Source organism: Frigidibacter sp. MR17.14, assembly GCF_037095735.1.
In the GTDB taxonomy this organism is placed as follows: Bacteria; Pseudomonadota; Alphaproteobacteria; order Rhodobacterales; family Rhodobacteraceae; genus Frigidibacter.
This window is the reverse complement of record NZ_JBAWKD010000004.1, coordinates 101,655-125,767: the sequence shown is the minus strand read 5'-3', so window position 1 is coordinate 125,767 and position 24,113 is coordinate 101,655. Positions and strand designations below refer to the sequence as shown.

22 protein-coding genes are annotated in these 24,113 nt (G+C 69.7%); 4 read left to right on the top strand and 18 right to left on the bottom strand.

The genetic code is table 11. From position 1 onward, the window contains the following. Positions 1-68: 68 nt before the first annotated feature. The 3 genes from V8J36_RS12800 to V8J36_RS12790 are packed head-to-tail and all read right to left on the bottom strand — an operon-like array spanning position 69 to position 2,528. Complete coding sequence (locus V8J36_RS12800) at positions 69-773, bottom strand: alpha/beta fold hydrolase (RefSeq protein WP_336467687.1); 705 nt, start codon at positions 771-773, stop codon at positions 69-71. Beyond that, on the bottom strand, positions 766-1,770 hold the full coding sequence (locus V8J36_RS12795; RefSeq protein WP_336467686.1) for an alpha/beta hydrolase: 1,005 nt from the start codon (positions 1,768-1,770) through the stop codon (positions 766-768). Before V8J36_RS12795 ends, V8J36_RS12800 begins: the two co-directional genes overlap by 8 nt. Continuing rightward, positions 1,770-2,528 carry an alpha/beta hydrolase gene (locus V8J36_RS12790; RefSeq protein WP_336467685.1) on the bottom strand — a complete coding sequence of 253 codons (759 nt, stop codon included), beginning with the start codon at positions 2,526-2,528 and terminating at the stop codon, positions 1,770-1,772. The genes V8J36_RS12795 and V8J36_RS12790 overlap by 1 nt, the downstream gene beginning before the upstream one ends. Before the next feature lie 180 nt (positions 2,529-2,708). On the opposite strand from V8J36_RS12790, the gene V8J36_RS12785 reads away from it, so the two are divergent. Further along, positions 2,709-3,635, top strand: a complete 927-nt coding sequence (locus V8J36_RS12785; protein WP_336467684.1) for an alpha/beta hydrolase — start codon at positions 2,709-2,711, stop codon at positions 3,633-3,635. A 43-nt stretch (positions 3,636-3,678) separates the two neighbouring features. Here the strand turns inward: V8J36_RS12785 and V8J36_RS12780 are convergent, their stop codons facing one another. Next, the gene (locus V8J36_RS12780; RefSeq protein ID WP_336467683.1) at positions 3,679-4,839 is read right to left on the bottom strand and encodes a M20 aminoacylase family protein; all 1,161 of its coding nucleotides are present in this window, start codon (positions 4,837-4,839) and stop codon (positions 3,679-3,681) included. A 63-nt stretch (positions 4,840-4,902) separates the two neighbouring features. Here V8J36_RS12780 and mazG point away from each other — a divergent pair, with 63 nt between their 5' ends. Next, a complete protein-coding gene (gene mazG, locus V8J36_RS12775) occupies positions 4,903-5,733 on the top strand; it encodes a nucleoside triphosphate pyrophosphohydrolase (protein WP_336467682.1) in 831 nt (276 codons plus the stop codon). A gap of 41 nt (positions 5,734-5,774) precedes the next feature. On the opposite strand, the gene V8J36_RS12770 is transcribed toward mazG, so the two are convergent. Then, positions 5,775-6,194 carry a hypothetical protein gene (locus V8J36_RS12770; RefSeq protein ID WP_336467681.1) on the bottom strand — a complete coding sequence of 140 codons (420 nt, stop codon included), beginning with the start codon at positions 6,192-6,194 and terminating at the stop codon, positions 5,775-5,777. 163 nt (positions 6,195-6,357) lie between these two features. Here V8J36_RS12770 and V8J36_RS12765 point away from each other — a divergent pair, with 163 nt between their 5' ends. Then, the gene (locus V8J36_RS12765; protein WP_336467680.1) at positions 6,358-7,368 is read left to right on the top strand and encodes a Fe(3+) ABC transporter substrate-binding protein; all 1,011 of its coding nucleotides are present in this window, start codon (positions 6,358-6,360) and stop codon (positions 7,366-7,368) included. A gap of 92 nt (positions 7,369-7,460) precedes the next feature. Here the strand turns inward: V8J36_RS12765 and V8J36_RS12760 are convergent, their stop codons facing one another. Further along, entirely contained in the window at positions 7,461-8,096 is a 636-nt protein-coding gene (locus V8J36_RS12760; protein WP_336467679.1) for a VPLPA-CTERM sorting domain-containing protein, read from the bottom strand. 128 nt (positions 8,097-8,224) lie between these two features. Then, positions 8,225-8,884, bottom strand: coding sequence for a glutaredoxin 2 (gene grxB, locus V8J36_RS12755; RefSeq protein WP_336467678.1), 660 nt, complete (start codon positions 8,882-8,884; stop codon positions 8,225-8,227). 159 nt (positions 8,885-9,043) lie between these two features. Here grxB and V8J36_RS12750 point away from each other — a divergent pair, with 159 nt between their 5' ends. Further along, positions 9,044-9,988: a nucleoside hydrolase gene (locus V8J36_RS12750; RefSeq protein WP_336467677.1), complete on the top strand. Its 945-nt coding sequence runs from the start codon at positions 9,044-9,046 to the stop codon at positions 9,986-9,988. A 764-nt stretch (positions 9,989-10,752) separates the two neighbouring features. Here V8J36_RS12750 and V8J36_RS12745 read toward each other — a convergent pair. The 11 genes from V8J36_RS12745 to V8J36_RS12695 form a co-directional block, all read right to left on the bottom strand. After that, a complete protein-coding gene (locus V8J36_RS12745; RefSeq protein WP_336467676.1) occupies positions 10,753-11,985 on the bottom strand; it encodes a sensor histidine kinase in 1,233 nt (410 codons plus the stop codon). Beyond that, complete coding sequence (locus tag V8J36_RS12740; protein WP_336467675.1) at positions 11,966-12,679, bottom strand: response regulator; 714 nt, start codon at positions 12,677-12,679, stop codon at positions 11,966-11,968. The genes V8J36_RS12745 and V8J36_RS12740 overlap by 20 nt, the downstream gene beginning before the upstream one ends. 224 nt (positions 12,680-12,903) lie before the next feature. After that, on the bottom strand, positions 12,904-13,593 hold the full coding sequence (phoB, locus tag V8J36_RS12735) for a phosphate regulon transcriptional regulator PhoB (protein ID WP_336467674.1): 690 nt from the start codon (positions 13,591-13,593) through the stop codon (positions 12,904-12,906). A gap of 1 nt (position 13,594) precedes the next feature. Further along, on the bottom strand, positions 13,595-14,314 hold the full coding sequence (phoU, locus tag V8J36_RS12730; protein WP_336467673.1) for a phosphate signaling complex protein PhoU: 720 nt from the start codon (positions 14,312-14,314) through the stop codon (positions 13,595-13,597). A 16-nt stretch (positions 14,315-14,330) separates the two neighbouring features. Next, entirely contained in the window at positions 14,331-15,128 is a 798-nt protein-coding gene (pstB, locus tag V8J36_RS12725) for a phosphate ABC transporter ATP-binding protein PstB (protein ID WP_336467672.1), read from the bottom strand. Between the two features lie 21 nt (positions 15,129-15,149). After that, on the bottom strand, positions 15,150-16,517 hold the full coding sequence (pstA, locus tag V8J36_RS12720) for a phosphate ABC transporter permease PstA (protein ID WP_336467671.1): 1,368 nt from the start codon (positions 16,515-16,517) through the stop codon (positions 15,150-15,152). Further along, positions 16,514-17,965, bottom strand: a complete 1,452-nt coding sequence (gene pstC, locus V8J36_RS12715; RefSeq protein ID WP_336467670.1) for a phosphate ABC transporter permease subunit PstC — start codon at positions 17,963-17,965, stop codon at positions 16,514-16,516. The genes pstA and pstC overlap by 4 nt, the downstream gene beginning before the upstream one ends. Before the next feature lie 146 nt (positions 17,966-18,111). Continuing rightward, positions 18,112-19,131: a substrate-binding domain-containing protein gene (locus tag V8J36_RS12710; RefSeq protein WP_336467669.1), complete on the bottom strand. Its 1,020-nt coding sequence runs from the start codon at positions 19,129-19,131 to the stop codon at positions 18,112-18,114. A 416-nt stretch (positions 19,132-19,547) separates the two neighbouring features. Continuing rightward, positions 19,548-20,339 carry a uroporphyrinogen-III C-methyltransferase gene (gene cobA / locus V8J36_RS12705; protein ID WP_336467668.1) on the bottom strand — a complete coding sequence of 264 codons (792 nt, stop codon included), beginning with the start codon at positions 20,337-20,339 and terminating at the stop codon, positions 19,548-19,550. An 8-nt stretch (positions 20,340-20,347) separates the two neighbouring features. Beyond that, positions 20,348-23,014 (bottom strand): molybdopterin-dependent oxidoreductase, encoded by a 2,667-nt coding sequence (locus V8J36_RS12700; RefSeq protein ID WP_336467667.1) that lies wholly within the window; start codon positions 23,012-23,014, stop codon positions 20,348-20,350. A 135-nt stretch (positions 23,015-23,149) separates the two neighbouring features. Beyond that, on the bottom strand, positions 23,150-23,995 hold the full coding sequence (locus tag V8J36_RS12695) for a formate/nitrite transporter family protein (protein WP_336467666.1): 846 nt from the start codon (positions 23,993-23,995) through the stop codon (positions 23,150-23,152). Between the last annotated feature and the right edge of the window lie 118 nt (positions 23,996-24,113).

The following is a 24,113-nucleotide window of genomic DNA, read 5'->3' as shown; positions in this document are numbered from 1 at the left end:
ACTGTGCTAATCCCCGGGGGCGTGGTGTTGCAAATCAGATCGGCGCGAGGGGGGCCGAGAACGGGGGCTCAGCCCGCGGCCAGCCATTCCGCCATCGCGGCGGTGACCTCTTCGGGCTGTTCGAGCGTCGGCAGGTGGCCGGCGCCGTCGACGCGCACGAAGCGGCCGCCGGGCATCAGCTCGGCCAGCAGCTCGTGCCGGCGCACCGAGCAGAGGGTGTCGGCCTCGCCGCAGAGCACGAGGGCCGGGATCCGGGTCGAGCGCAGGGTCTTGTGGTAGTCGGGCCGGCGCATCAGCGCGCGGGCCTGGGTCACATAGCGTTCCGGCCCCTGCGCCTCGGCCATGTCGAGCAGCATGGCGCGGGCGGCGAGATTGCCCTCGCCGGGGGCCAGTGCAGCCTCTGGCACCTCGTCGAGGATCACCTCGGTGAACTTGCCCGAGCGGGCGCGGATCATCCGCGCCTCGCGTTCGACGGCGGACTGCGCGCCTTCCGGGAAGGGGTTGATGTCGAGAAGTGCGATGCGGCTGACGCGGTGGGGCGCGCGTTCGAGGATCTCGAGCGCCACGACGGCGCCCAGCCAGTGGCCGGCGATGGCGAAGCGCTGCGGCGCGTCGTCGAGCACGGTCAGCGCCATCTCGCCCACCGTGTCGCCGGGGCCGAGTGTCGGGACTTGGATCGCGCGGCCGGCGGAGAGATGCGCGATCTGGTGCCACCAGAGCCGCGCGTCGGTCATCAGCCCGGGCAGCAGGAGAAGCGGGTCGCTGTCAGCCATGGGTCGCGATCCAGCCGGTCAGAAGCTGCGCCGTGTCGTCGATCTGGCCCGGAGAGAGGACATGGCCGGCAAGGATGTGGCGGTCGGGGTCGTCGCCGGGGCCGAGGTGACGCTCGACCACCTCGGGCGGGCGGCCGCCCGAGCGGCCCCAGCGGGCGGCGATCCGGCGGATCTCGGGGACCGAGACGATGTGATCCTCGGGCGAATAGAGGATCAGCGTCGGCAGGGTGACGGGGCCGTAGTCGGTGCGCGCGGCGCGGCGGGCGGTCCAACCCATCGGCACCAGCGCCGAGGGCGGGTAATGGCAGGTCCAGTAGCGGCCATGCGCGGGCGAGGCCGGGATGAAGCCGATCTCGCCGCCCATCGCGAGGCGCAGCCAGTGGCGGGCCAGCGGCCAGTTCACGCGCTGCCAATGCGGGCGGCCGAGGCCGAAGTTCGGCGAGACCAGCACCACGCCGGCCAGACGCTCCGCCAGACGCGGGTCGGCGGCAGCCAGCGCGGCAAGGCTCGCCCCGGTCGAGCAGCCGATCAGCCAGACCTTGCGCCCCAGCCGTTCGCCCACGGCGACGGCCTCGGAAAGGTCCTCCATCCAGTCGGCGGCGCGGGGTTCGGCCATCGCCGCGGGGCCGCGGCCGTGGCCGTGCAGGCGGGTGAGGAACAGGTTCGCGCCCAGCCCGGCCGCGACCCGGTCGAGCGTCGGCTGCAGCTCTTCGCCCGAGGCCGAGAAGCCGTGCAGGTAGACGAGCGCAGTTTCGGTCGGGTGACCGACCTCGCCCGCCCAGCGGATCCGCTTCTGGCAGCCGGGGATGATGTCGTGGAACGGCGCCTCGACCCGCACCAGCCAATCGGGCAGGCCCGAGCAGCCGGGCAGCGCGCGGATGTCGAACCGGGGCCTGCGGCGGACGCGGGCCAGCGTCACCGGCCAGCGCCGCGGGGCGCGGGGCGCCGGCGGCGCGGTCAGGGCGCGCTGCGGCAGCGGGACCGGCAGATGCTCCATCAGCCGCCCTGCCCGGCCCGCGCGGTCACTTCGGCCACCGCCGCCTCGATCAGCGCGAGGCAATCGGGGGTCGAGAAGCGGTGATCGGCGCCCTTGACCAGCGTCAGGCGCAGGTCGTCCCCGGTGGCGTGGTCGATCAGGCGCTGCGCGACCGAGACGGGCACATCCTCGTCCGCGGTGCCTTGCAGAAAGCGGGTCGGGAACGGCAGCGGCAGCGTCTCGCGCAGCACCAGACGCTCGCGCCCCTCCTCGATTAGGCGGCGGGTGATGACATAGGGTTCCGGCGAATAGTCCGAGGGCTGTTCGACCCGGCCCTTGTCGGTCAAGTCGCGGCGTTCGGCGTCGCTGAACGCGGCCCACATCAGGTCTTCGGTGAAATCGGGAGCGGCGGCGATGGTCACGAGGCCGGCGAGGCGTTCGGGGATCGTGCGGGCGACGAGAAGCGAGATCCAGCCGCCCATCGACGAGCCGACCAGCACCTGCGGACCCGTGGTCAGCGCTTCGATCACGGCCAGCGCATCCTCGAACCAGTCGCCGATGGCGCCGTCGAGGAAGGCGCCCGAGCTTTGCCCGTGGCCCGAATAGTCGAACCGCAGGAAGGCGCGGCCCTGCGCCTGCGCCCAGGCTTCCAGCGCGACGGCCTTGGTGCCGGTCATGTCCGAGCGGAAGCCGCCAAGGAAGACGATGCCCGGCCCCTGCCCTTCAAGGCGCGAATAGGCGATGCGGCGGCCCTGGGGCGTGGTCAGATGCTGCGTCATGCGGGTCTTCCTGAGGCTTCGCGCGGCCCCCCCTGGCGGGAAGAGCGCCGCGCGAACCTATCGCCGCGCCCCCGCCGGTTCAATCACTTGAACACCGGGCACCTGCGCGCCGGACACCCGGAGCTGGCTTGAACGGGCGCGGCACGGGCCTAGGTGCAGCCGGCAGCGAAGGAGCCGCCGATGCAGGACCGCCCGACAGATGTCACCTTCCGCAACGGATCCGTCGATCTGGCCGGCCATCTGCGCGTGCCGAAGGGAACGGACGCCGCGCGCCCGCTGCCCGCCATCGTTCTGGCGACGCCGGGCAGCAGCGTGAAGGAGCAGTCCGGCGCCAACTACGCGCGGCGGCTGACCGAAAGCGGCTTCGTCACGCTGACCTTCGATCCGTCCTACCAGGGCCAGAGCGGCGGCGCGCCGCGCGATCTCGAGATCCCCGCGGTCCGGGCCGAGGACATCCGCTGTGCCGTCGATTTCCTGACGACGCAAGCCATCGTGGACGCAGGGCGGATCGGCCTTCTGGGGATCTGCGCAGGCGGCGGCTACGCCGTGAACGCCGCCCTGACCGACCACCGGGTCCGGGCGCTTGGCACCGTGGTCCCGGTCAATATCGGGCGTGCGCGGCGCGATGCCGGGCCCGAGGCGCTGCGCGCGCAGCTTGCCGCCGTCGGCGCGCAGCGCAGCGCAGAGGCGCGGGGCGCAGCCCCCCGGCGCGATCCCTGGATTCCCGACACGATCGAGGCCGCGAGGGCCGCGGGGATCACCGATATCGACGTGCTGGGCGCCGTGGAGTTCTACCGCACGCCGCGCGGCTTCGACGCGCACGCGACGAACCGGCTGATGTTCACGAGCCTTGCGCCGATGATCGGCTTCGATGCCTTCCACCTGGTCGAAGAGCTGCTGGTGCAGCCGCTGCAGGTCGTGGTCGGCGGCCGCAAGGGGATGACGAAGTCCTACGAGGACGGCGAGGCGCTGTTCGCCCGCGCCCCGAACCCGCAGGGCTTCCATGTCGTCGAGGGCGCGGGGCACTACGACCTTTACGACAAGAGCCCCTTCATCGACGAGGCCGTCGATGCGCTGGCAGGCTTCTTCCGGGCGCATCTGGGCTGAACGCCGCTGGCGCGCCGGCCCCCGCGGGGGCCGGCAGAGCGGGTCAGAGCGGCAGCGCGCGTTCCACCAGCCGGGCGAAGAAGCTGGCACCAACCGGCGCGGCCTCGTCGTTGAAGTCGAACATCGAATGATGCAGCCCCGCCCCCGGCCCGGTGCCCATGAACAGATAGGCGCCGGGGCGCGCCTCGAGCATGTAGGAGAAGTCCTCGGCCCCCATCTCTTTCGGCGCGTCGGGGAAGACCGCCGCGTCGCCCGAGACCTCGCGCGCCACCTGCGCCGCGAAGGCCGCCTGTTCGGGATGGTTCACCGTCGGCGGATAGCCCCAGTCGTACTCGATCTCGGCGGTGACGCCGTAGGCGGCGGCGTGGCCCTCGACGATTTCATGGATCCGCCGCTTCGCCAGCTCGCGCACCTCGGGGGTGAAGCTGCGGACGGTGGCGCAGAACCAGGCACCCTCAGGGATGATGTTCGAGGCGGTGCCGGCATGGATCTGGGTGACCGAGATCACCAGTTCCTGGATCGGGTTCAGGTTGCGGCTGACCACAGTCTGCAGCGCACCGATCATCCCGATCGCGGCCGGGATCGGGTCGACGGTCTCGTGCGGGGTGGCGCCGTGGCCGCCCTTGCCGGTCAGCCGCACCCAGACCGTGTCCACTGCCGCCATCAGCGCGCCCGGCGAGGTGTAGAAATGCCCGAACTCGGTGTTGGGGCTGTTGTGGATGCCATAGACCTCGCCGATGCCGAAGCGGTCCATCATCCCGTCCTCGACCATGGCAAGGCCGCCGCCGCCATCCTCTTCCGCCGGCTGGAAGATCAGCGCGACCCGGCCCGAGAAGCGGCGCGTCTCGGCCAGGTATTTCGCGGCGCCAAGCAGCATGGCGACATGGCCGTCATGGCCGCAGGCATGCATCTTGCCCGGCACGGTCGAGGCATAGGGCTTGCCGGTCGTCTCTTCGATCGGCAGCGCGTCCATGTCGGCACGCAGGCCGATGGTCGGGCCCGCGCCCTGCCCGTTCACGATCGCGACGATGCCGGTCTGCCCGATGCCCTCGTGGATCTCGTCGACGCCGATCTCGCGCAGGCGCTCGGCGATGAAGGCCGCGGTCTGGTGGCAGTCGAAGCCAAGCTCGGGATGGGCATGCAGGTGGCGCCGCCAGCCGGCCATTTCGGGGCCGAATTCGGCGATGCGGTTCAGGACGGGCATGGATGGTCTCCGGCGGGGTATTCTGCTAGGCGCCGAGGGAAGACCATTTGCGAGGCCGCCGCAATGACCCATTCCCGTGACCGCTCCGACGCGCTGATCCAGGACCCCGAAGCCGGGATCGAGCGTCTGGTCGAAATCATGGCACGGCTGCGCGACCCGGTCACCGGCTGCCCTTGGGACATCGCGCAGGATTTCGCCACCATCGCCCCCTACACGATCGAAGAGGCCTACGAGGTCGCCGATGCGATCGAGCGAAAGGCCTGGGACGAGTTGAGGGGAGAGCTGGGCGACCTGCTGTTCCAGTCGGTCTTCCACGCGCGCATGGCCGAAGAGGCCGGGCATTTCGCCTTCGCCGACGTGGTGCGGGCGATCTCTGACAAGATGGTCGCGCGCCATCCGCATGTCTTCGGCGACGAGAGCAACGAGAAATCGCCCGAGCAGCAGGTCAGCGACTGGGAGACGGTGAAGGCCGCCGAGCGCGCCGCCAAGGCCGAGACCGGGGTGCTGGACGGGGTCGCGGTGGGGCTGCCGGCGCTGCTGCGGGCACTGAAGCTGCAGAACCGCGCGGCGCGGGTCGGGTTCGACTGGCCCTCGACGACCGAGGTGCTGGACAAGATCGTGGAAGAGGCGCGCGAGCTGGTCGAGGCCCACGACACGCTGACCCAGGACGAGGTCGAGGACGAGATGGGCGACCTCCTGTTCGTCATGGCCAATCTCGCCCGGCATCTGAAGGTCGACCCCGAGGCGGCGCTGCGGCGGGCCAATGCCAAGTTCACCCGCCGCTTCCGCGCGATCGAGGCGGCGCTGGCCGAAGACGGCCGCCGCCCCGAGGACAGCGACCTGGCCGAGATGGACGCGCTCTGGAACGAAGCCAAGGCCCGCGAACGCGCCTGACCGCCCCGCCGTCACACGGCTGGCAGTCACACGGCTGGCAGTCAGATGGCGGGCAGCAGCCGCACCTGCATGGCGGCAAGGTCGAGATCCTCGGGCCGCACCCCGTCGAGCCGCGCCACCAGCGCGATATCGCCGGTCGCGCCATTGCCCAGCAGCCCGACGATCGTCGCCCGCCCGTCGGGCGACAGCCGCGCCGTCAGGCGCACCGGGTTGGCGGCGCCGATGTCCCAGCCGGGATCTGCCTCGACCTCGACCTGCAGCGTGTCGATCTCGGGGTCGAAATCCTCGTAGATCGCCGGGCAGTCCAGCGCGCTGCCCCGGTGCAGCACCGGTGCCGCAACCGTGGCCAGCGGCAGGGCGCGGGCCCGCCGCGGCCGGACGGCCGACCGCTCGGTCGCGTGCAGGTCGAAGGCGCTCAGCGCCAGCAGCGCGCTGCTCGTCAGAAGGAAGATGGCGAGCATGGCGCGCTCCGCAGGATCGGTCCGAGGTTTCGAGATCACCGATCCCGGCCGATGCGGTCAACCGGAAACTGCGCCGGACCGCGCCGGCTCGGCGGCTTCCGGCTTGACCCAAGCGAATTAGTCAGGTTTATGGGCGCAAATTTCCGACCGGAGGAGTCAGATAATGTTCCGCGCCGCCCTGTTCGCCACCACCGGCCTTGCCCTCGCCCTGCCCGCCATGGCCGAAGAGGTGAACATCTATTCGCACCGCCAGCCCGAGCTTCTGCAGCCGCTGGTCGATGCCTTCAGCAAGGAAACCGGCATCACCGTCAACGTCGCCTTCGTCGACAAGGGAATGGTCGAGCGTCTGAAGGCCGAGGGCGACCGCTCGCCCGCCGACCTGGTGATGACCGTCGACATCGCGCGGCTGGGCGAGGTGGTCGAGGCCGGCGTGACCCAGCCGGTCAAGTCGGCGGTGTTGGAAGAGAACATCCCCGAAGGCTTCCGTGATCCCGAAGGCCAGTGGTTCGGCCTGACCACCCGCGCCCGCATCGTCTATGCCTCGCGCGAGCGCGTGGCGGATGGCGAGGTCACCAGCTACGAGGGCCTGGCCGATCCGAAGTGGAAGGGCCGCATCTGCACCCGCTCGTTCACCTCGGATTACAACGTCGCGCTGACCGCGGCCTACATGGCCCATCACGGGCCCGAGGCGACGAAGACCTGGCTGGAAGCCGTGAAGGCGAACCTTGCGGTCAAGCCCTCGGGCAACGACCGCAGCCAGGTAAAGTCGATCTGGTCGGGCGAATGCGACATCTCGCTGGGCAACACCTATTACATGGGACAGATGTTGGCGAACCCGGAAGAGAAGGTCTGGGCCGACACCGTGCGCATCGTCTTCCCGAAGTTCGAGGGTGGCGGCAGCCACCTGAACATCTCGGGCGTGGCGATGACCAAGGCCGCGCCGCACAAGGAAGCGGCGCTGAAGCTGATGGAATGGCTGGCCTCGGACGAGGCGCAGGCGATCTATGCCGAGACCAACAACGAATTCCCGGTCGAGCCGGGTGTCGAGCGCTCGGACCTGGTCAAGAGCTGGGGCGAGTTCACCCCCGACAGCCTGAGCCTGACCGAGATCTCTGACCTGCGCCCGGCGGCGCTGAAGCTGATCGAAGAGGTCGACGTCGACGCCGGCGCCTGACGCGCCGGTCGGGATCGAATGAAGAGCGGGCGCGGGCCGAAGGCACCGCGCCCGCTTGGTCTGCGGGGGGCCGGTTCAGGCGCCCCCGGCGCTCAGCGACGGCGCAGGCGGCGCAGGCCGGCCAGCGCGCCGAGGCCCGCCAGCAGCAGCGGCGCGGCCGCGGGCAGCGGCACCGGGGCCGGCTCTTGGATCACCACCGAGCCTTCGAGCCCCTGCACGAAGGCCAGATCGAACCCCGGCGAGGCCCCGAAATTGTCGAGCCCGACGACCTTCACCGCGTTGACCTGCCCGGTGTAGCCGATGCTGGCAAGGTCGAAGCCCGAGACGGTCGAGGTCGTCGCGGTGCCGAGGAAGGTGAAGCTGAGCCCGAAGTCGGACGAGATGAAGATGTCCGCCGTCTCGCTCGCGCCGCCAACCTCGGACACGAAGATGTCGTTGCCGACGCCGTCGAAGACGAAGCCGCCCGAGAAGCCGAGCGTCAGATACGAGCCCGTGGGCAGCGAGACGAAGGTGTCGGCATTGCCGTCACGCGCGAAGGAGGTGTCGGCCAGCGCGACCGGGAAGCCCGGAGGGCCGGCGAAGTTGCCGCCGTAGATTCCGGTCGGGAAGGCCAGGTTTGCGCCCGAGTTGAAATAGGCGATCTCGACATCGGCCAGCAGCGTGGCCGCCTGCACAGAGGCGGCCGGCAGCAACAGCGCCGCCGCAAGCGCGGAAACAAGGTATTTCATCAATGGTTACTCCAATACCGGGGCGGCCCGTAACGCCGGGTCCGCCCGCAGTCTGTGTCACGCGCGGGCGTCTGGCAAGCCGCAGGTATGGCCAAGTCGACGGGGTTCGCCGGCGGCCCGCCCCCGGCTTACAGCGCGCGGTCCTCGTAGGTCTGGACCCCGGTCATCTCTGCCACCTGCGCGACGTAGTCGACCACCCATTGCGGCCGGTCGAGCCCGGCGACGACCGTCAGATTGCGCAGCCCGGGGAACAGCAGCACATCGCCCATCCGCAGCGTCTCGCCCGGCATCTGGGGCACCGGCAGCGCGGCCAGCGCCGCTTCCACCGTCGCGCGGTGGCGGTCGCTGGCGGCGAAGGCCTCGTCGAAGCTGGTGCCGAGGATCGCCGACTTGCGCTCGGTGAAGTAGGCCACCGCCGCGGGCGTCGCAAACTCGGGCAGGCCGATGCGGACATTGCGCGGGAAGAGCAGCGCCGAGATCGCGCCCTGCACCGCCGACAGCCCCGCCTGCTGGGCCTTGACCTCGGCCCAGGGCGCGATCGCCCGTCCGCCGGGCGCGTGGCGGCCAAGCTCTGCCACGATGTCGAGGCTCTCGCCCATCGCGCGGCCCGGGCCCTCCGCCGTCGCGTCAAGCTGCAGGATCGGCACCATCTTGGCGCCGATCAGCTCGAAACAGGTCTTCTCGTCATCGTTGAGCAGGTAGACCTTCTCATGCGGGACCCGCAGCCAGTTCGCAGCCATGTCGGCGCGCACGCAGAAGGGGCAGTGATGGTATTGGTAGAGCTTCATTCCGGGGGCGTCCTTGGGAGGTATGGCCCATTCCATGCCCCGGATCCGCAAGTTGCAAGCCGATAGCGCAGGTTTACGCCGCGCCGCCCTTTACAAGCGCGGGCGGGCTTCGCAGGTTTCGCCCCCAAAGGGCCCGGCGACGCGGGACGAGGAGTGGACATGACCGAAACGCGCAGGATCATCATCGATTGCGACCCCGGGCAGGATGACGCGGTGGCGCTGCTGCTGGCGCTGGCCAGCCCCGAGCTCGAGGTTCTGGGGATCACCACCGTGGCCGGCAACGTGCCGCTGGCGCTGACCTCGGTCAATGCGCGCAAGGTCTGCGAGCTGGCCGGGCGGACGGATGTGAAGGTCTTCGCCGGCTGCGACCGGCCGCTGCAGCAGGCGCTGGTCACGGCCGAGCATGTGCATGGCAAGACCGGGCTCGACGGGATCGAGCTGCCGGCGCCGCAGATGCCGCTGGCCCCGGGCCATGCCGTCGATTTCCTGATCGAGACGCTGCGGCGCGAGCCTGCGGGCAGCATCACCCTGTGCCCGCTGGGGCCGCTGACCAACATCGCGACGGCTTTCGCCAAGGCGCCCGACATCGTGGCGCGGGTGGGCCGGATCGTGCTGATGGGCGGGGCCTATTTCGAGGTCGGCAACATCACGCCCGCGGCCGAGTTCAACATCTATGTCGATCCCGAGGCGGCGGCGGCGGTCTTCGCGGCCGGGGTGCCGATGACGGTGATCCCGCTCGACGCGACGCATCAGGCGCTGACCTCGCGCGACTGGGTCGAGCACATGCGCGGCCTCGGTCCGGTCGGGGCCGCGGTGGCGAGCTGGACCGATTTCTTCGAGCGTTTCGACAAGGAGAAATACGGCAGCGAGGGAGCGCCGCTGCATGATCCCTGCGTGATCGGCTGGCTTCTGGACCCGACGCTGTTCGAGGGCCGCGAGATCAATGTCGAGATCGAGACCGAGGGCCGCTTCACCCGTGGCATGACCGTCGCCGACTGGTGGGGCGTGACCGACCGGCCGGCGAATGCGCTGTTCCTGCGCTCGACCGACCGCACGCGGTTCTTCGCGCTGCTGGCCGAGAGGATCGGGCGCCTCGACGCCTGAGCCGCCGCGCGGCCCTGCGTCCCCGCGCCGGTCGGACGCGGCCGGCCATGCCGCACCCCGGTTTCCTCGATCACGGATCGCCAATGGGCGGCGTCACAGAGGCGGTGGCCGGGGGGCGAAATCCCGCCCCTGCTCGCATCGCCGTCGTTTGGGTCGGTCTGTTCCAGCCGGGGTGCGGAGCCGAGGCATCGGGGCATCAGACAGGATCTCGCGGCCCTGCGGGGCCACAGAGAGACGGCCGACAGGGCGGCGGAGTGGGACGGCCAGCCGGACTGACCACCACTTTGCGGGTGCAGATGGGCTGAAAGTATCGGTGGACATGCCTCCGCGCGGTCCAGTCGCGCGGAAGGGGTGCGGACAGCCCGCGCGGCACCCGCGCGACCGGCGAAGTGCAACGTGCGACTTGCTGGGAACGGCGAACGGCGAACGGCGAACGGCGAACGGCGAACGGCGAACGGCGAACGGCGAACGGCGAACGGCGAACGGCGAACGGCGAACGGCGAACGGCGAAGGATCTGCCGCGAGAGCACGTCCGCCGCAAGACCCCTGCCGCCTGTTTTGGCGGCCTCGGCCGTCGGCTTTCGTGCCAAAGCCATGCCGGGATACGGGTCGAAAGGGTCCGCGCGCGCTCCGGTGCTCGATCAGGCTGTGCCGCCTGACAGGCTGGCATCTACGCAACCGGCACCCTATGCGGCCGGCAGGCGCCGACCCGATGCCGCGGCGTGGAATCGCGGTCTGCGGGCGGGCCGCGGGTGCCGTCGGTCTCAGCCAATGGCGCTTCGGTGACCGGGGGGTCGGAGGACGGAGGTCATGCGTGGGGGGCGGATGGTCGTGGTCCCAATCGTGGCCCCAGCCGCCGCGCCGTCCGCCTCCCCGGTCACGGTCGCGATCGTCGCCTCGGGCGCGTCGGCGGGGGGCTGCGGCAGGCGAATCTCGAAACGGCTGCCGCCGCCGGGGTTCGGCAGGCAGCGGATGGTGCCGCCGTCGCGCTCGATGAGCTTGCGGCAGGTCGCGAGGCCAAGACCGCTGCCCGCCGTCGCCCCGGCCCGTGACAGGCGGACGAAGGGCTCGAAGATCCGCTCGGCCTGCGCATCGGGCACGCCGGGGCCGCGGTCGGCCACCGCGATCAGCACCGCACCGGGCAGCGACCGGGCCGAGATCCCGATCCGCGGCGGCGCGGCGCCGGCGTATTTGATCGCGTTGCCAACGAGGTTCTGCAGCACCTGAACCAGCGCCGCCGGGTGGCAGTCGAGCGACAGGCCGGGGTCGTCGATCTCGATCCCTGCCCCGCTTTCGACGATGTCGCGGTCCAGCACCGCGAGCGTCGCCTCGACCACCTCGACAAACGGCAGGTGGCGCGGGTCGGACAGGTCCTGTTCCAGCCCGGCATGGGCGGCGAGGCTCTGGACCAGCGCCGCCATCTGCGCCGTCGAGCGTTGCAGCATCCGCGCGGTGGCGATCAGGGTGGCGCGGTCGGCGGTTTCAGCCTCGTCGACCAGGCATTCGGCGAGGTAGCCCGCCGCGCGTACCGGCGCGCGAATGTCGTGGACCAGCACCTCGCAGAACAGTTCCAGCTCGCGTCGCTGCGCGGCGACGCGGGCCTCGAGTTCCGCGAGCTCGATCGCACGTCCGACGCTGCGGCGCAGCGCGGACGGGGTCACATCCGCCACCCGCAGGCAATCCGCCGCCCCTGCCTGCATCGCCGCAGCGATCACCCGCTCGGCCCCGGGATGGATCAGGGCGATGATGGCGGTGCCCGGCCAAAGCGCGGCACAGCAGGCCACGGGCTCGGCCCCGGCGCCAAGCGGCAGGAACAGCAGGTCGGGCCGCGGCAGGGTTCCGGCCTCGGACGGGGTCGCCGGGCAGGTCAGCCGTGCCGCGGGAACGGCCTCGGCCAGCGCGGCGCGCAGGCTGGCCTGCAACGCCGCGTCGCCGCCGATCAGCAGCAGAGACCAGCCCACCGCGCCGCCCGCCGCATCACATCGGGGCGTGGTCATGACCGGCCCCGCGCGTGGCCGCGCGCGCCGCGGGCAGCGTCGCCCCGGCCTCGATCGCCAGCGTCGCCACGTCGTCGAGCAGCACGGTGATGTCGCGCGCCCCGGCCTCGACCATGGTCAGGGCGACGCGCAGCCCCGGATCGAGATCCTCGTTGCGCTTGACCGAGACTATCTCGCGGCGCAGCGACGACAGGACGGCGCGCATCTCGGGCCCGCAGGAGGTGGCGAAGCGCTTGACCCGCCGCTCGAGCGTGGCGCGGAACATCTGCGAGCGGCTGATCGCGGCCAGCAGGATGCGCCGTTCCGTCGCCTGCGCCAACGACTTGCGCAACGCGCTTTCGGTCAGCTCTTCCTTCACGAGGTAATCGGCACAGCCCAGTCGCATCGCCTCGACCGCGACGCGGTGGTCGGTGACGCTGGTGATCATGATCGCCAGCGTCTCGGCCTGATCGGGATGCGCGGTCAGCACCGCCAGCGCGTCGAGCCCGGTCGCCGCGCCGAGGTGATGGTCGAGGAAGCAGACGTCATAGGTCGCCTCGTCCAGCCGGTCGCGGAATTCCTCGAGATCGCCGGCCTCGTCGATCTGCATCTCGAGCCCGGCGCGGGCGCAGAGCCTGCGCAGGCGCAGAATGTCGACCGGCTGGTCGTCGAGGACGAGCGCGCGCAGGACGCGGTCGCCGTCGGAACCCGACATTTCGTCGTGCCCTCGCATCTGGTCTTCTCCCCCTCGGCAGGGCCAATCGGGGCCCTGCGATGGCGCGGAACATCCGCGAAAACCCGGAAGAAGCGCCCCCGGGCGGCGAAGTGTCGGGATCTTAGGGTTAACGGGGCAGGCCCCGCCTTCGTCTCCGGCAGACAATGCCGATGATTCCCTGAGAATCCGTCAACCTCGGGTTGCCCGGGCTGCGGTGCAGCGAATTATCCCAGCGCGTAGCCCGCGCCGCGGACGGTGCGGATCGGATCCTCGCCGCCGTGCTGGCCAAGCGCCTTGCGCAGGCGTCCGATATGGACGTCGACGGTGCGGGTGTCGACGTAGATGTCGCGGCCCCACACCCGGTCCAGAAGCTGCTCGCGGCTCCAGACCCGGCCGGGCTTTTCCATGAAGGTCGAGAGCAAGCGGAACTCTGTCGGCCCCAGCTTCAGCGTGTGCTCGCCGCGATAGACGCGGTGGCTTTCGGCATCGAGGCGGATGTCCTCGAATTCCAGCGTCTCGCCCTGCGTGGCGGGCCGCGTGCGGCGCAGCTGGGTGCGGACGCGGGCCATCAGCTCGTTCACCGAATAGGGCTTGATGACATAGTCGTCGGCGCCGATCTCGAGGCCCCGCACCCGGTCACCCTCTTCGGACCGGGCCGAGAGCATGATGATCGGCACGCCGCGGGTTTCCGTGCGCGACTTCAGCCGCCGGCAGACCTCGATTCCCGAGACATTGGGCAGCATCCAGTCGAGCACGATCAGGTCCGGCGTCTCTTCGGCGACCAGCAGCAGCGCCTCTTCGCCGTTCTCGGCCATCGAGACGCGGAACCCCTCGGCCTCGAGATTGTAGGCCAGGACCTCGCGCTGCGCCGGTTCGTCCTCGACCACGAGGACCGACGGGGTGTCCGCGGGCATCTCAGTCCTCCCCGGCGCCGAGATCGGCCGGCATCACGCTTTCGCCCTTGGGACGGGTGTCCTCGGGCAGCGAGCCGGTGACGAGGTAGATGACCTGCTCGGCGATGCCGGTGGCATGGTCGCCCATCCGCTCGATGTTCTTGGCGATGAAATGCAGGTGCATGCAGGCGGTGATGTTGCGCGGATCCTCCATCATGTAGGTGAGGAACTCGCGGAACAGCGCGTTGTACATCTGGTCGATGTCCTTGTCGCGCGAGCGCACGTCCTGCGCCAGCTGGACATCGCGCTGGATGTAGCTGTCGAGCGCGTCCTTCAGCAGGACCTCGACCGACTTCGACATCCGCCGCAGGGCGCCCGCCGCGCCCGGCACATTGGTCATCTGCGACAGGACATCGGCGCGCTTGGCCATGTTCTTGCAGTAGTCGCCGACGCGTTCCAGCGCCGCGGCGATCTTGATCACCGACAGCGCAGTGCGCAGGTCCGAGGCCTGCGGGGCGCGCAGCGCGATGAGGCGCGCGGCCTCTTCGTTCACCTTCAGCTCCATCTCGTCGATGGCGCGGTCGGCGCGGCGGACCTTCTCGGCCAGCTCGCTGTCGCGGGTTTCCAGCGCGAGGGCGGCGTCGAGGATCTGCGCCTCGACCAGCCCGCCCATCTTCATGATCATCGCCTGCACGCCTTCGAGGTCGCGGTCGAAGGCCGAGGCGATGTGTTGTCTGGTCATGCTCTCGGTCATGGTCTCACCCGATCCGTCCGGTGATGTAGCTTTCCGTGCGGGGGTCGCGCGGATTGGTGAAGATCTGGCCCGTCTCGCCGTATTCGACGAGGTTGCCGAGGTGGAAGAAGGCGGTGCGCTGCGACACGCGGGCCGCCTGCTGCATCGAGTGGGTGACGATCACCACCGAGAAATTCGAGCGCAGCTCGTCGATCAGCTCTTCCACCTGCGCGGTGGCGATCGGGTCGAGCGCCGAGCAGGGCTCGTCCATCAGCAGCACTTCCGGGCTGGTCGCCACGGCGCGCGCGATGCACAGGCGCTGCTGCTGGCCGCCCGAGAGGCCGGTGCCCGGCTTGTCGAGACGGTCCTTCACCTCGTTCCACAGCGCGGCAGAGCGCAGCGATTTCTCGACCACCTCGTCCAGCTCGGCCTTGTTACGGGTCAGGCCGTGGATCTTCGGACCATAGGCCACGTTGTCGTAGATCGACTTCGGGAACGGGTTCGGCTTCTGGAAGACCATGCCGACCTTGGCGCGCAGCTGCACCGGGTCGACGCGCTTGTCATAGATGTCCTCGCCGTCAAGGGCGATGCGGCCCTCGACCCGGCAGGACGCGATGGTGTCGTTCATCCGGTTCAGCGTGCGCAGGAAGGTCGACTTGCCACAGCCCGAGGGGCCGATGAAGGCGGTCACGGTCTTGTCGAGAATGTCGACGTCGACGTCCTTGATCGCGTGGCTGTCGCCGTAGAAGACCTGCACCTTCTCGGCCCGGATCTTGATGTCGGAAGCGGTCACATCTCTCTCCACGAGTCTCATGTCGTTCATGATGGGTCTCCTCCCGAACCTTTACCAGCGGCGCTCGAACTTGCGGCGCAGCACGATGGCGACGGCGTTCATCGCAAGCAGGAACACCAGAAGCACGATGATGGCCCCCGAAGCGCGTTCCACGAAGGCGGGGTCGGCGCGCTGGGTCCAGTTGTAGACCTGCACCGGCAGCGCCGAGGCGGGGTCGAAGAGGCCCGAGGGCGGGGCCGAGGGGAAGTCGCGCACGAAGGCCACCATGCCGATCAGAAGAAGCGGCGCGGTTTCGCCAAGCGCCTGCGCCAGGCCGATGATCGTGCCGGTCAGGATGCCCGGCATCGCCAGCGGCAGGACGTGGTGGAAGATCGACTGCATCTTCGAGGCCCCGACGCCCAGAGCCGCGTCGCGGATCGAGGGCGGCACCGCCTTCAGCGCGGCGCGGGTCGGGATGATGATCTTGGGCAGCGTCATCAGCGACAGCACCAGACCGCCGACGATCGGCGCCGACATCGGCAGCCCTGCGAAGTTCACGAAGATCGCGAGGCCGAGGATGCCGTAGACGATCGAGGGCACGGCGGCGAGGTTCGAGATGTTGACCTCGATGATGTCGGTCCAGCGGTTCTTCGGCGCGAATTCCTCGAGATAGATCGAGGCGGCGACGCCGATCGGCAGCGACAGCACCAGCACCACGATCATCATGTAGAGCGATCCGAGGATCGCGACGCCAAGGCCCGCGGCCTCGGGGCGCTGGTCAGAGGCGTCGGGCGCGGTGATGAAGCCCCAGTTGAAGCCCAGGCCCATCGCGCCCTTGTCCCGCATCAGGTCCACCAGCCGCAGCTGGCCCAGCGTGACGTTCGAGTCCGTCTCGGCCGACTGCAGGGTGACGCGGCCCTTGAGGTAGCCGTCGATGCGGCCGTTCGCCAGCATCTTCGTCTCGACCGTCTGGCCGATCAGCTCGGGGTTCGCCAGCACCCGGTTGCGCAGCTGCGCCGCCGCCTCGCGCGAGACGATCGCGCCGATGTCCTTGTCGGCCAGGCCCTCGACCTGCGCGATGCCATTCGCGGCCATCCAGTCGGCGATGGCGGTGTCGATGATCTTGCCGTAGCCGATGGTGGTGACCTTGGCGAGATCGGCCGGATCGCGGGTGCCCTTCTTGTCCAGCACGCTTTCGGTGAAGGTCACCGGCACGGTGATGAAGGCCTGGCGGAAGGCTGAGGCACCGCCGCCGAAGATCGAGATCAGCAGCATGACCAGCGCGGCGATGCCGGTGCAGACCGCGGTCAGCCCATAGGCGCGGAAGCGGCGCTCGGCGGCGTTGCGCTTGCGGGTGCGCGCGTCAAGCTCCAGCAGCGAGCCCTTGCGGGACGGGCTGGCGGGCGCTGCGCCCGCATGGGGGAGGCTCGCGTCGGTCATTCGTACTGCTCCCGGTATTTGCGGACGATGATCAGGGCCACGATGTTCAGGATCAGCGTCATCACGAAGAGGGTCAGGCCCAGGGCGAAGGCGACGAGCGTCTCGGGCGTGCCGAAGTTGGTGTCGCCGGTCAGCTGCGACACGATCTTGACGGTGACGGTGGTCATCGCCTCGAAGGGATTCAGCGACAGGCGGGCGGCGGCCCCTGCCCCCAGCACCACGATCATCGTCTCGCCGATGGCGCGGCTGGCGGCCAGCAGGATCGCGCCCACGATGCCCGGCAGCGCGGCCGGCAGCACGACCTTCTTGATCGTTTCCGACTGGGTGGCGCCAAGGCCGTAGCTGCCGTCACGCAAGGACTGCGGCACGGCGTTGATGATGTCGTCGGAAAGCGAGCTGACGAAGGGGATGATCATGATCCCCATCACCAGACCCGCGGTCATCACCGACGAGCCCGACGAGCCAAGGCCCATCGGCTGGGCGATCCAGTCGCGCAGCAGCGGCCCGACCGTCACCAGCGCGAAGAGGCCGTAGACGATGGTCGGGATGCCGGCCAGCAGCTCGATCAGGGGCTTGGCGACCGAGCGCAGCTTGGGACCTGCGTATTCCGACATGTAGATCGCGGCGAAAAGCCCGATCGGCACCGCGACGGCCAGCGCGATGGCGCTGACATAGAGCGTGCCCCACAGAAGCGGCAGCAGGCCAAGGTCGCTTTCGCCCTGGAAGCGCGGCGTCCAGACGGTGCCGAAGAAGAAGCGCGTCCAGTCGTATTGCTTGAAGAAATGCGCCGTCTCGAACAGCATCGACAGCACGATCCCGATCGTGGTGAAGATCGCGATCACCGAAGCGCCGATCAGCAGATAGCGCACGCCGGTCTCGACGGTGTTGCGCGCACGGAAGTCGCGGTTGGTGCGCGCGACCGTCCAGGCCAGCAGCGCCACCGCCAGCGCCAGCACCGCGGCGGTCTTGGCGATGTCGAGCACGCGCTGGCGCGACTGGAATTCCTCGGCCGCGACCGCGGTCTGCGGGTCGGCGACGGTGATGCCGGCGGCGGTCAGCCGCTCGGCCAGCGCCTCGGGCTGGCTGGCCAGCGCGCGGATCTCGGCCGCGTCCAGCTTGCCCTCGGCCTCGGCCGCGGTGATCTGCGCGGCGACGCCGCCCAGCTGCTGCAGCGCGATGGTGGTGCCGGCAGAGGTTTCCAGCGCCGAGGCGGGAAGATAGGGCGCGACGACCTCGCGCAGGTACAGCGGCTGGACGATCATCCAGACCACCAGAAGCAGAAGCGGCAGCGCGAAGGTGAACATCGCCACATGCCAGCCGTAGAAGCCGGGAAGCGAATGCAGGCGGCGACCATCGCCGCCGGCCGAGGCCAGCGCGCGGGCGCGGCCGATGACGAAGCCCACGACCGCGAGCGCGGCCAGAAGGGCGAGGATCCAGGTGGCGGGCATAAGCTCTGTTTCCAGGACGGGGAGGATACCGGGCATCACGGGGTGCGGGGCGAACCATGCCCCAGACACGCAGGCTCTTTACACGATCCGGGCGGCACCGGAACCGGCGCCGCCCGGGACTTCGGGTCAGATCCGCATCAGCGGTCTCAGTTCATGACCTTCTCGTCGGCGACTTCGGCCTGCACGTCGGCCAGTTTCGGGTCCGACACGAGGCCGTACTGGGCCAGCGGGCCTTCCGGGCCGGCCATGTCGTCCGAAACGAAGAACTCGACGAACTCTTTCAGACCGGCGACTTCGCCGATATGGGCCTTCTTCACGTAGAACTGCAGCGGGCGCGAGACCGGGTATTCGCCCGAGGCGATGGTCTCGGTCGAGGGGGTCACGCCCGACATGGTCGCGACCTGCAGCTTGTCGGTGTTGTTCTCGTAGAACGACAGGCCGAAGACGCCGATGCCGTTCTTGTCCGAGCCGATGCGGGCCAGGGTCTCGGTGTAGTCGCCGTCGATCTCGACAGCCACGCCGTCGGTGCGCAGCCCGGCGCAGCCCTTGTCGTTGCCGGCGGCCTTGAAGAGGTCGGCCGCGCCGGTCTCTTTGCAGCCCGCGTGCAGGACCTTCTCTTCGAAGACTTCACGGGTGCCGTGCTTGGTGCCCGGGATGAAGGCCAGGATCGGCTGGGCCGGGAACTCGGGGTTCACGTCCTTCCAGGTCTTGGCGGTGTTGGCGACCAGCTTGCCGTCGACGACGACCTGGGCGGCGAGGGCCTTGTACCAATCAGCGGGGGTGAAGGCGAATTTCTCGCCGGCCACGTCCGAGGCGAAGACGATCCCGTCATAGCCGATGCGGACATACATGATGTCGGTCACGCCGTTGTCGTGGCAGGTCTTGATCTCGCTGTCCTTCATCAGGCGCGAGGCGTTGGCGATGTCGATGGTGTCGAGACCGGCGCCCTGGCAGAACTGCTGGATGCCCGCACCCGAACCGCCCGACTGCACGACCGGGGTCTTGAAGTCGGTGAAGTTCTCACCGAAGGCCTCGGCGACGATGGTGGCGTAGGGCAGCACGGTCGACGAGCCGGCGACCTGCACCTGGTCGCGCGACTGCGCGAAGGCGCCGGTGGCGGCGACGGTCAGCGCGAGCGCCGAAACGGTGAGCTTGACGGTTTGCATGGGAGGTTCTCCAAACTTCCAGACGCGACGAGCAGTGCGGTCCCCGCCTGCCCTTGGCGGTCGGTCTAGGCGGGCATGCCCAAGCTTTTGCGACAGTTGTGTAACAGAAACATGACATGCGGCAAATTCAGGCACCTTCCCGAATTTTCCCGGCGCGCGAAGGCCTTAGCCAAAGCTGTGAACAACTTTCAGCAAATGTCTAGGGATCAAGGGGTTATCGAGCGCCGCGGCCGCTGACCGCAACCCCTGCGGGATTTTCGCCAATGCGACACGCGCGAACAGCCTTCCGGGCCCCGTCGCGCGGGCTTCTGGCGATTCGAGTTGCCCCGCGCGGGGTGCGCGCGCGACATGGCGAAGGCCCGGACCGCGCCCCCGCGCGATCCGGGCCCCTGTCGCCCTGCCGGCCTTCCCGGGTGTCAGCAGGCGGCGACCGTGCCCTCGGCCAGCGCCGTTTGCAGCGCGGGCTTCGGGATGCGGATGAAGACGATCGCCGGGTTGCCGACCTTCGCGGCCGTCACGTCCTCGCAGACGGTGGCGAGCGTGGTGGCCAGCATCTTCTGCCGGCGGGTCTCGGCACCCGAGACGATCTCGACCGCGGTCTCGGCCGGGATGCCGTCGGCCAGCAGTTCGTCCCGGATCAGGTGCAGCCGGTGCATGGCCATGTAGAGCGCGAGCGTGGTGCCCGGCGTCAGCGAGGTCGAAAGCCGCTGCGGCGCCTCGCCGGGGCGGCAGGTGGCGGTGGCGATCACCAGCCGGTCGGTCAGGCCGCGCTCAGTCAGCGGGCGCAGCATCTGCGCGGCGGCGGCCGAGGCGGCGGTGACGCCCGGCACGATCTCGGCCGGGATGCCGGCGGCGCGGGCGGCCTCGATCTCTTCGCAGGCGCGGCCGAAGACCGAGGGATCGCCGGATTTCAGCCGCACGACGCGCTTGCCCGACAGGGCGGCGGCGACGATGGCGGCGTCGATCTTCTCCTGCGGCCAGGAATGCAGGCCGACCTCCTTGCCGACGAAGACCTTGTCGGCCTGCGGACCGGCAAGGGCCACCACCTCGGGCTCGACAAGCCGGTCGTAGAAGACCACGTCAGCCTCGGCCAGCCGTTTGACCGCGCGCAGGGTCAGAAGGTCGGCCGCGCCGGGGCCCGCGCCCACGAGGCAGATGTGACCCAGGGCGGGCAGGCCCGCGGCGAGAAGGGTGGGATCAAGGCTCATGTCGCAGCTCATTCCGCCGCCTCCCGTTTCGTGTTTCCGAAGCGGTCGATCAGCGCCTTCAGTTCCGGCCGGCAGGAACCGCAATTGGTCCCCGCTCTCAGAGCCTTACCCAGCGCCTCGACACTCAGCAAGCCGTCCTCGACGATCGCCCGCGCGATGGTGTTGACGCCCACGTCGAAGCAGACGCAGACCGTGGCCCCCGGATCGGGGCGATCCGCCCCCGGCCGCCCCGCCAGCACGTCGCCCGCCGCCGGCTGGCCCAGAAGCCCCGGCATATGCGCCCGCGCGACGCCGACCGGATCGGGCGCGACGAAGAGCGCCGCCAAGAGCTTGCCGTCCTTCACGAAGGCCAGCCGCACGATGCCGCGGCGCGCATCCTCGACCGAGACCGCCTGAACCTCGCCGCCCAAGCCGAAGAGCGCGCGGCCCCAGGCCGTCCAGTCCTCGGGCACAGCAAGGCCCGCAAGCTCGGCCTGCTGGCCGCCGTTGACGCGGGCCAGCGTCCAGTAGTCGGTCGCGGGGGCAAGGGCACCCGAGGTCACCGCATAGCCGTACCAGGCGGCGGCGAAGGGCCTGACCGAGACGACGGCCGCCTTGCTTTCCGGCTGGCCCGAGACCGGGTCGGTCACCGCCGGCACCAGCGCATCGACGCGGCCGGTGGGCGCGGTCTCGCCGGTCCAGTGGATCGGCGCGAAGACCTCGCCGCGGCGGACGCGCGGGGTGACGAGGGTGCGCAGCACCGCCCTGCCCCGGTCGCTTTCCACCTCGGCCAGCATCGCGGGTTTCAGGCCCAGCGCCGCGGCATCCTCGGGGTGCACCTCGAGGAAGGGTTCGGCCAGATGCTGCGACAGCCGCGCCGACAGGCCGGTGCGGGTCATCGTGTGCCAGTGGTCGCGCACCCGGCCGGTGTTGAAGCGGAACGGGCGGTCTGCCGTGGTCGCGGCGGCGGGGCCCTTCGGCACCACGGCGATCATCCGGCCCTTGCGGTCGGGCGTGTGGAAGCGGCCGTCGCCGAAGAAGCGCCCCCCCTGCTTGCGGTCGCTCAGCGGCCAGACGAAGGGCGCCAGCGCGTCATAGGCGCCCTTGCTGAGCGTCGCGAGCGCCGAGATGTCGAAGTCCGAACCCAGCGCCCCGGCAACGCCCGAAAGCGCGGCATATTCGGCGAAGATCTCGTGCGGGCCGGCATAGTCGAAGGCGCGCGGGAAGCCCATGCGGGCGCCGACCTCTGACAGGATCCACCAGTCGGGCCGCGCCTCACCCAAGGGGGCCAGGGTCTTGCGCTGGCGCGAGATCCGCCGCTCGGAATTGGTGACGGTGCCGTCCTTTTCGCCCCAGCCCTGCGCGGGCAGAAGCACATGGGCAAGCCGCGTGGTGTCGGTCTTCTCGATGATGTCCGAGACGACGACGAAATCGCAGGCGGCGATGGCCTTCGCGACGCGGTCGGCCTCGGGCATCGACACCGCCGGGTTGGTGCAGATGATCCAGAGCGCCTTGATCTTCCCCTCTTCGACCGCGCGGAACATGTCCACGGCCTTGAGGCCCGGTTTCTCGGCGATGGTCGGGGCCTGCCAGAACTCCTTCACCGCGCCGCGATGCTCGGGGTTCTCGATGTCGAGATGGCAGGCCAGCATGTTGGCCAACCCGCCGACCTCGCGCCCGCCCATGGCGTTGGGCTGGCCGGTGATCGAGAACGGGCCCATGCCGGGGCGGCCGATGCGGCCGGTGGCCAGGTGGCAGTTCAGGATCGCGTTGACCTTGTCGGTGCCGCTCGCGGACTGGTTCACGCCCTGCGAATAGACGGTGACGACCTTCTCGGTCCCGATCCAGAGGTCGAGGAACGCCGCGATGTCGGCGGGCTCGAGGCCCAGCGCCGACGCGCCGGTGGCGCGGGCCGCGGCCAGCGCATGGTCGAAGCCGGTGACATTCTGCAGGAAGTCGCGGTTCACGGCGCCGCGGGCCTCGATCTCGGACAGCAGCAGGTTGAACAGCGCCACGTCCTGTCCCGGCGCGATCGGCAGGTGCAGGTCGGCGCCCTCGCAGGTCGCGGTGCGGCGCGGGTCGATGACGACGATCTTCATCCCGGGCCGCGCGGCCTTGGCGGCGATGATGCGCTGGTAGACCACCGGGTGGCACCAGGCGAGGTTCGAGCCGGTCAGGACCACGAGGTCGGCCTGCTCCAGATCCTCATAGAGCCCGGGCACGGTGTCGCTGCCGAAGGCGCGCCGGTGCCCCGCGACCGAGGACGACATGCAGAGCCGCGAATTGGTGTCGATGTTGCCTGAACCGATGAAGCCCTTCATCAGCTTGTTGGCGACGTAGTAATCCTCGGTCAGCAGCTGGCCCGAGACGTAGAAGGCGACGCTGTCCGGGCCGTGCTTGGCGATGGTTTCCGAGAAGCGGCGGGCGACGAGGGTCAGCGCCTCGTCCCAGCCGGTGTCGACGCCGCCGATGCGCGGGCGCAACAGGCGCCCCGCGCCATGCACCGTCTCGCCCAGCGCCGAGCCCTTGGAGCAGAGCCGCCCGTAATTCGCCGGGTGGCGGCTGTCGCCCTCGATCGCCAGCCCGCCGCGCCCGTCAGGGGTGGCGAGGATACCGCAGCCCACGCCGCAATAGGTGCAGGTGGTCCGGATCGGGGCCTGCGGGCCGCTGCTGGGGAAATCCGCGATGCTGTCCATGGGCTTGGTCTCCGGCCGGGCTACGGCACATCTTCGGGGGCAGAGTTCGGAGGGGATCAGGTCCCGGACACCGCCGTGGGGCGACGGCACCGGGCGACCCGCCGGTGTCCCGGCGGGTGTTCGGTCAGCGCGGCCTCACTCGGCCGGCATCACCTGCGCCTGCACCTTGCCCGGGCGGGCCCGGTCGGGCGAGGTCTTCAGATGCGTGGCGTAGATCATGCCGCCCACGAAGGTCAGGCCGCCGACGAGGTTGCCCAGCACGGTCGGGATCTCGTTCCAGATGAAATAGTCGCCCCAGGTGAAGTTGCCGCCCAGCAGGATTCCGCTCGGGAACAGGAACATGTTCACGATCGAATGCTCGAAGCCCATGTAGAAGAACACCAGGATCGGCATCCACATCGCCATGATCTTGCCCGGCACCGAGGTCGACATCATCGCCGCGACCACGCCGGTCGAGACCATCCAGTTGCACATCACCGCGCGGATGAAGAGCGTCAGCATCCCGGCGGCGCCATGGGCGGCATAGCCGACGGTGCGGCTTTCACCGATATGGCCGATCTTCTCGCCGATGGCGTTCGGCGCTTCCGAGAAGCCGAAGGTGAAGATGATCGCCATGAACAGCGCCACGGTCAGGGCGCCGGCGAAGTTGCCCAGGAACACCAGGCCCCAGTTGCGCATCACCCCGCCCAGCGTCACGCCCGGGCGGCGGTCGATCAGCGCCAGCGGCACAAGGGTGAAGACGCCGGTCAGAAGATCGAAGCCCATCAGGTAGAGCATGCAGAACCCGACCGGAAACAGCAGCGCCCCCACCAGCGGGTTGCCGGTGTTGACGGTGACCGAGACGGCGAAGGCCGCGGCCAGCGCGAGGATCGCCCCGGCCATGTAGGCGCGGATGACGGTGTCCTTCGTCGACATGAAGACCTTCGCCTCGCCGGCGTCGACCATCTTCTTCGCGAAGTCACCAGGAGTGACGTACGACATCGCTACTTTCCTTCCTGTTGAGACGGGGACCGGTCTTTGTCCTGTGACCCCGCCCCACCGGTCGGGGGCAGAGGTCTTGGCAGAAGCGCGGCGGGGAACCGCCGCCGCGCCCGTCCTC

Bases quoted from the DNA above. Each gene is read 5' to 3' on its own strand.
- V8J36_RS12800 (WP_336467687.1), bottom strand. From the start codon at position 773: ATGGCTGACAGCGACCCGCTTCTCCTGCTGCCCGGGCTGATGACCGAC.
- V8J36_RS12795 (WP_336467686.1), bottom strand. From the start codon at position 1,770: ATGGAGCATCTGCCGGTCCCGCTGCCGCAGCGCGCCCTGACCGCGCCG.
- V8J36_RS12790 (WP_336467685.1), bottom strand. From the start codon at position 2,528: ATGACGCAGCATCTGACCACGCCCCAGGGCCGCCGCATCGCCTATTCG.
- V8J36_RS12785 (WP_336467684.1), top strand. From the start codon at position 2,709: ATGCAGGACCGCCCGACAGATGTCACCTTCCGCAACGGATCCGTCGAT.
- V8J36_RS12780 (WP_336467683.1), bottom strand. From the start codon at position 4,839: ATGCCCGTCCTGAACCGCATCGCCGAATTCGGCCCCGAAATGGCCGGC.
- mazG (WP_336467682.1), top strand. From the start codon at position 4,903: ATGACCCATTCCCGTGACCGCTCCGACGCGCTGATCCAGGACCCCGAA.
- V8J36_RS12770 (WP_336467681.1), bottom strand. From the start codon at position 6,194: ATGCTCGCCATCTTCCTTCTGACGAGCAGCGCGCTGCTGGCGCTGAGC.
- V8J36_RS12765 (WP_336467680.1), top strand. From the start codon at position 6,358: ATGTTCCGCGCCGCCCTGTTCGCCACCACCGGCCTTGCCCTCGCCCTG.
- V8J36_RS12760 (WP_336467679.1), bottom strand. From the start codon at position 8,096: ATGAAATACCTTGTTTCCGCGCTTGCGGCGGCGCTGTTGCTGCCGGCC.
- grxB (WP_336467678.1), bottom strand. From the start codon at position 8,884: ATGAAGCTCTACCAATACCATCACTGCCCCTTCTGCGTGCGCGCCGAC.
- V8J36_RS12750 (WP_336467677.1), top strand. From the start codon at position 9,044: ATGACCGAAACGCGCAGGATCATCATCGATTGCGACCCCGGGCAGGAT.
- V8J36_RS12745 (WP_336467676.1), bottom strand. From the start codon at position 11,985: ATGACCACGCCCCGATGTGATGCGGCGGGCGGCGCGGTGGGCTGGTCT.
- V8J36_RS12740 (WP_336467675.1), bottom strand. From the start codon at position 12,679: ATGTCGGGTTCCGACGGCGACCGCGTCCTGCGCGCGCTCGTCCTCGAC.
- phoB (WP_336467674.1), bottom strand. From the start codon at position 13,593: ATGCCCGCGGACACCCCGTCGGTCCTCGTGGTCGAGGACGAACCGGCG.
- phoU (WP_336467673.1), bottom strand. From the start codon at position 14,314: ATGACCAGACAACACATCGCCTCGGCCTTCGACCGCGACCTCGAAGGC.
- pstB (WP_336467672.1), bottom strand. From the start codon at position 15,128: ATGAACGACATGAGACTCGTGGAGAGAGATGTGACCGCTTCCGACATC.
- pstA (WP_336467671.1), bottom strand. From the start codon at position 16,517: ATGACCGACGCGAGCCTCCCCCATGCGGGCGCAGCGCCCGCCAGCCCG.
- pstC (WP_336467670.1), bottom strand. From the start codon at position 17,965: ATGCCCGCCACCTGGATCCTCGCCCTTCTGGCCGCGCTCGCGGTCGTG.
- V8J36_RS12710 (WP_336467669.1), bottom strand. From the start codon at position 19,131: ATGCAAACCGTCAAGCTCACCGTTTCGGCGCTCGCGCTGACCGTCGCC.
- cobA (WP_336467668.1), bottom strand. From the start codon at position 20,339: ATGAGCCTTGATCCCACCCTTCTCGCCGCGGGCCTGCCCGCCCTGGGT.
- V8J36_RS12700 (WP_336467667.1), bottom strand. From the start codon at position 23,014: ATGGACAGCATCGCGGATTTCCCCAGCAGCGGCCCGCAGGCCCCGATC.
- V8J36_RS12695 (WP_336467666.1), bottom strand. From the start codon at position 23,995: ATGTCGTACGTCACTCCTGGTGACTTCGCGAAGAAGATGGTCGACGCC.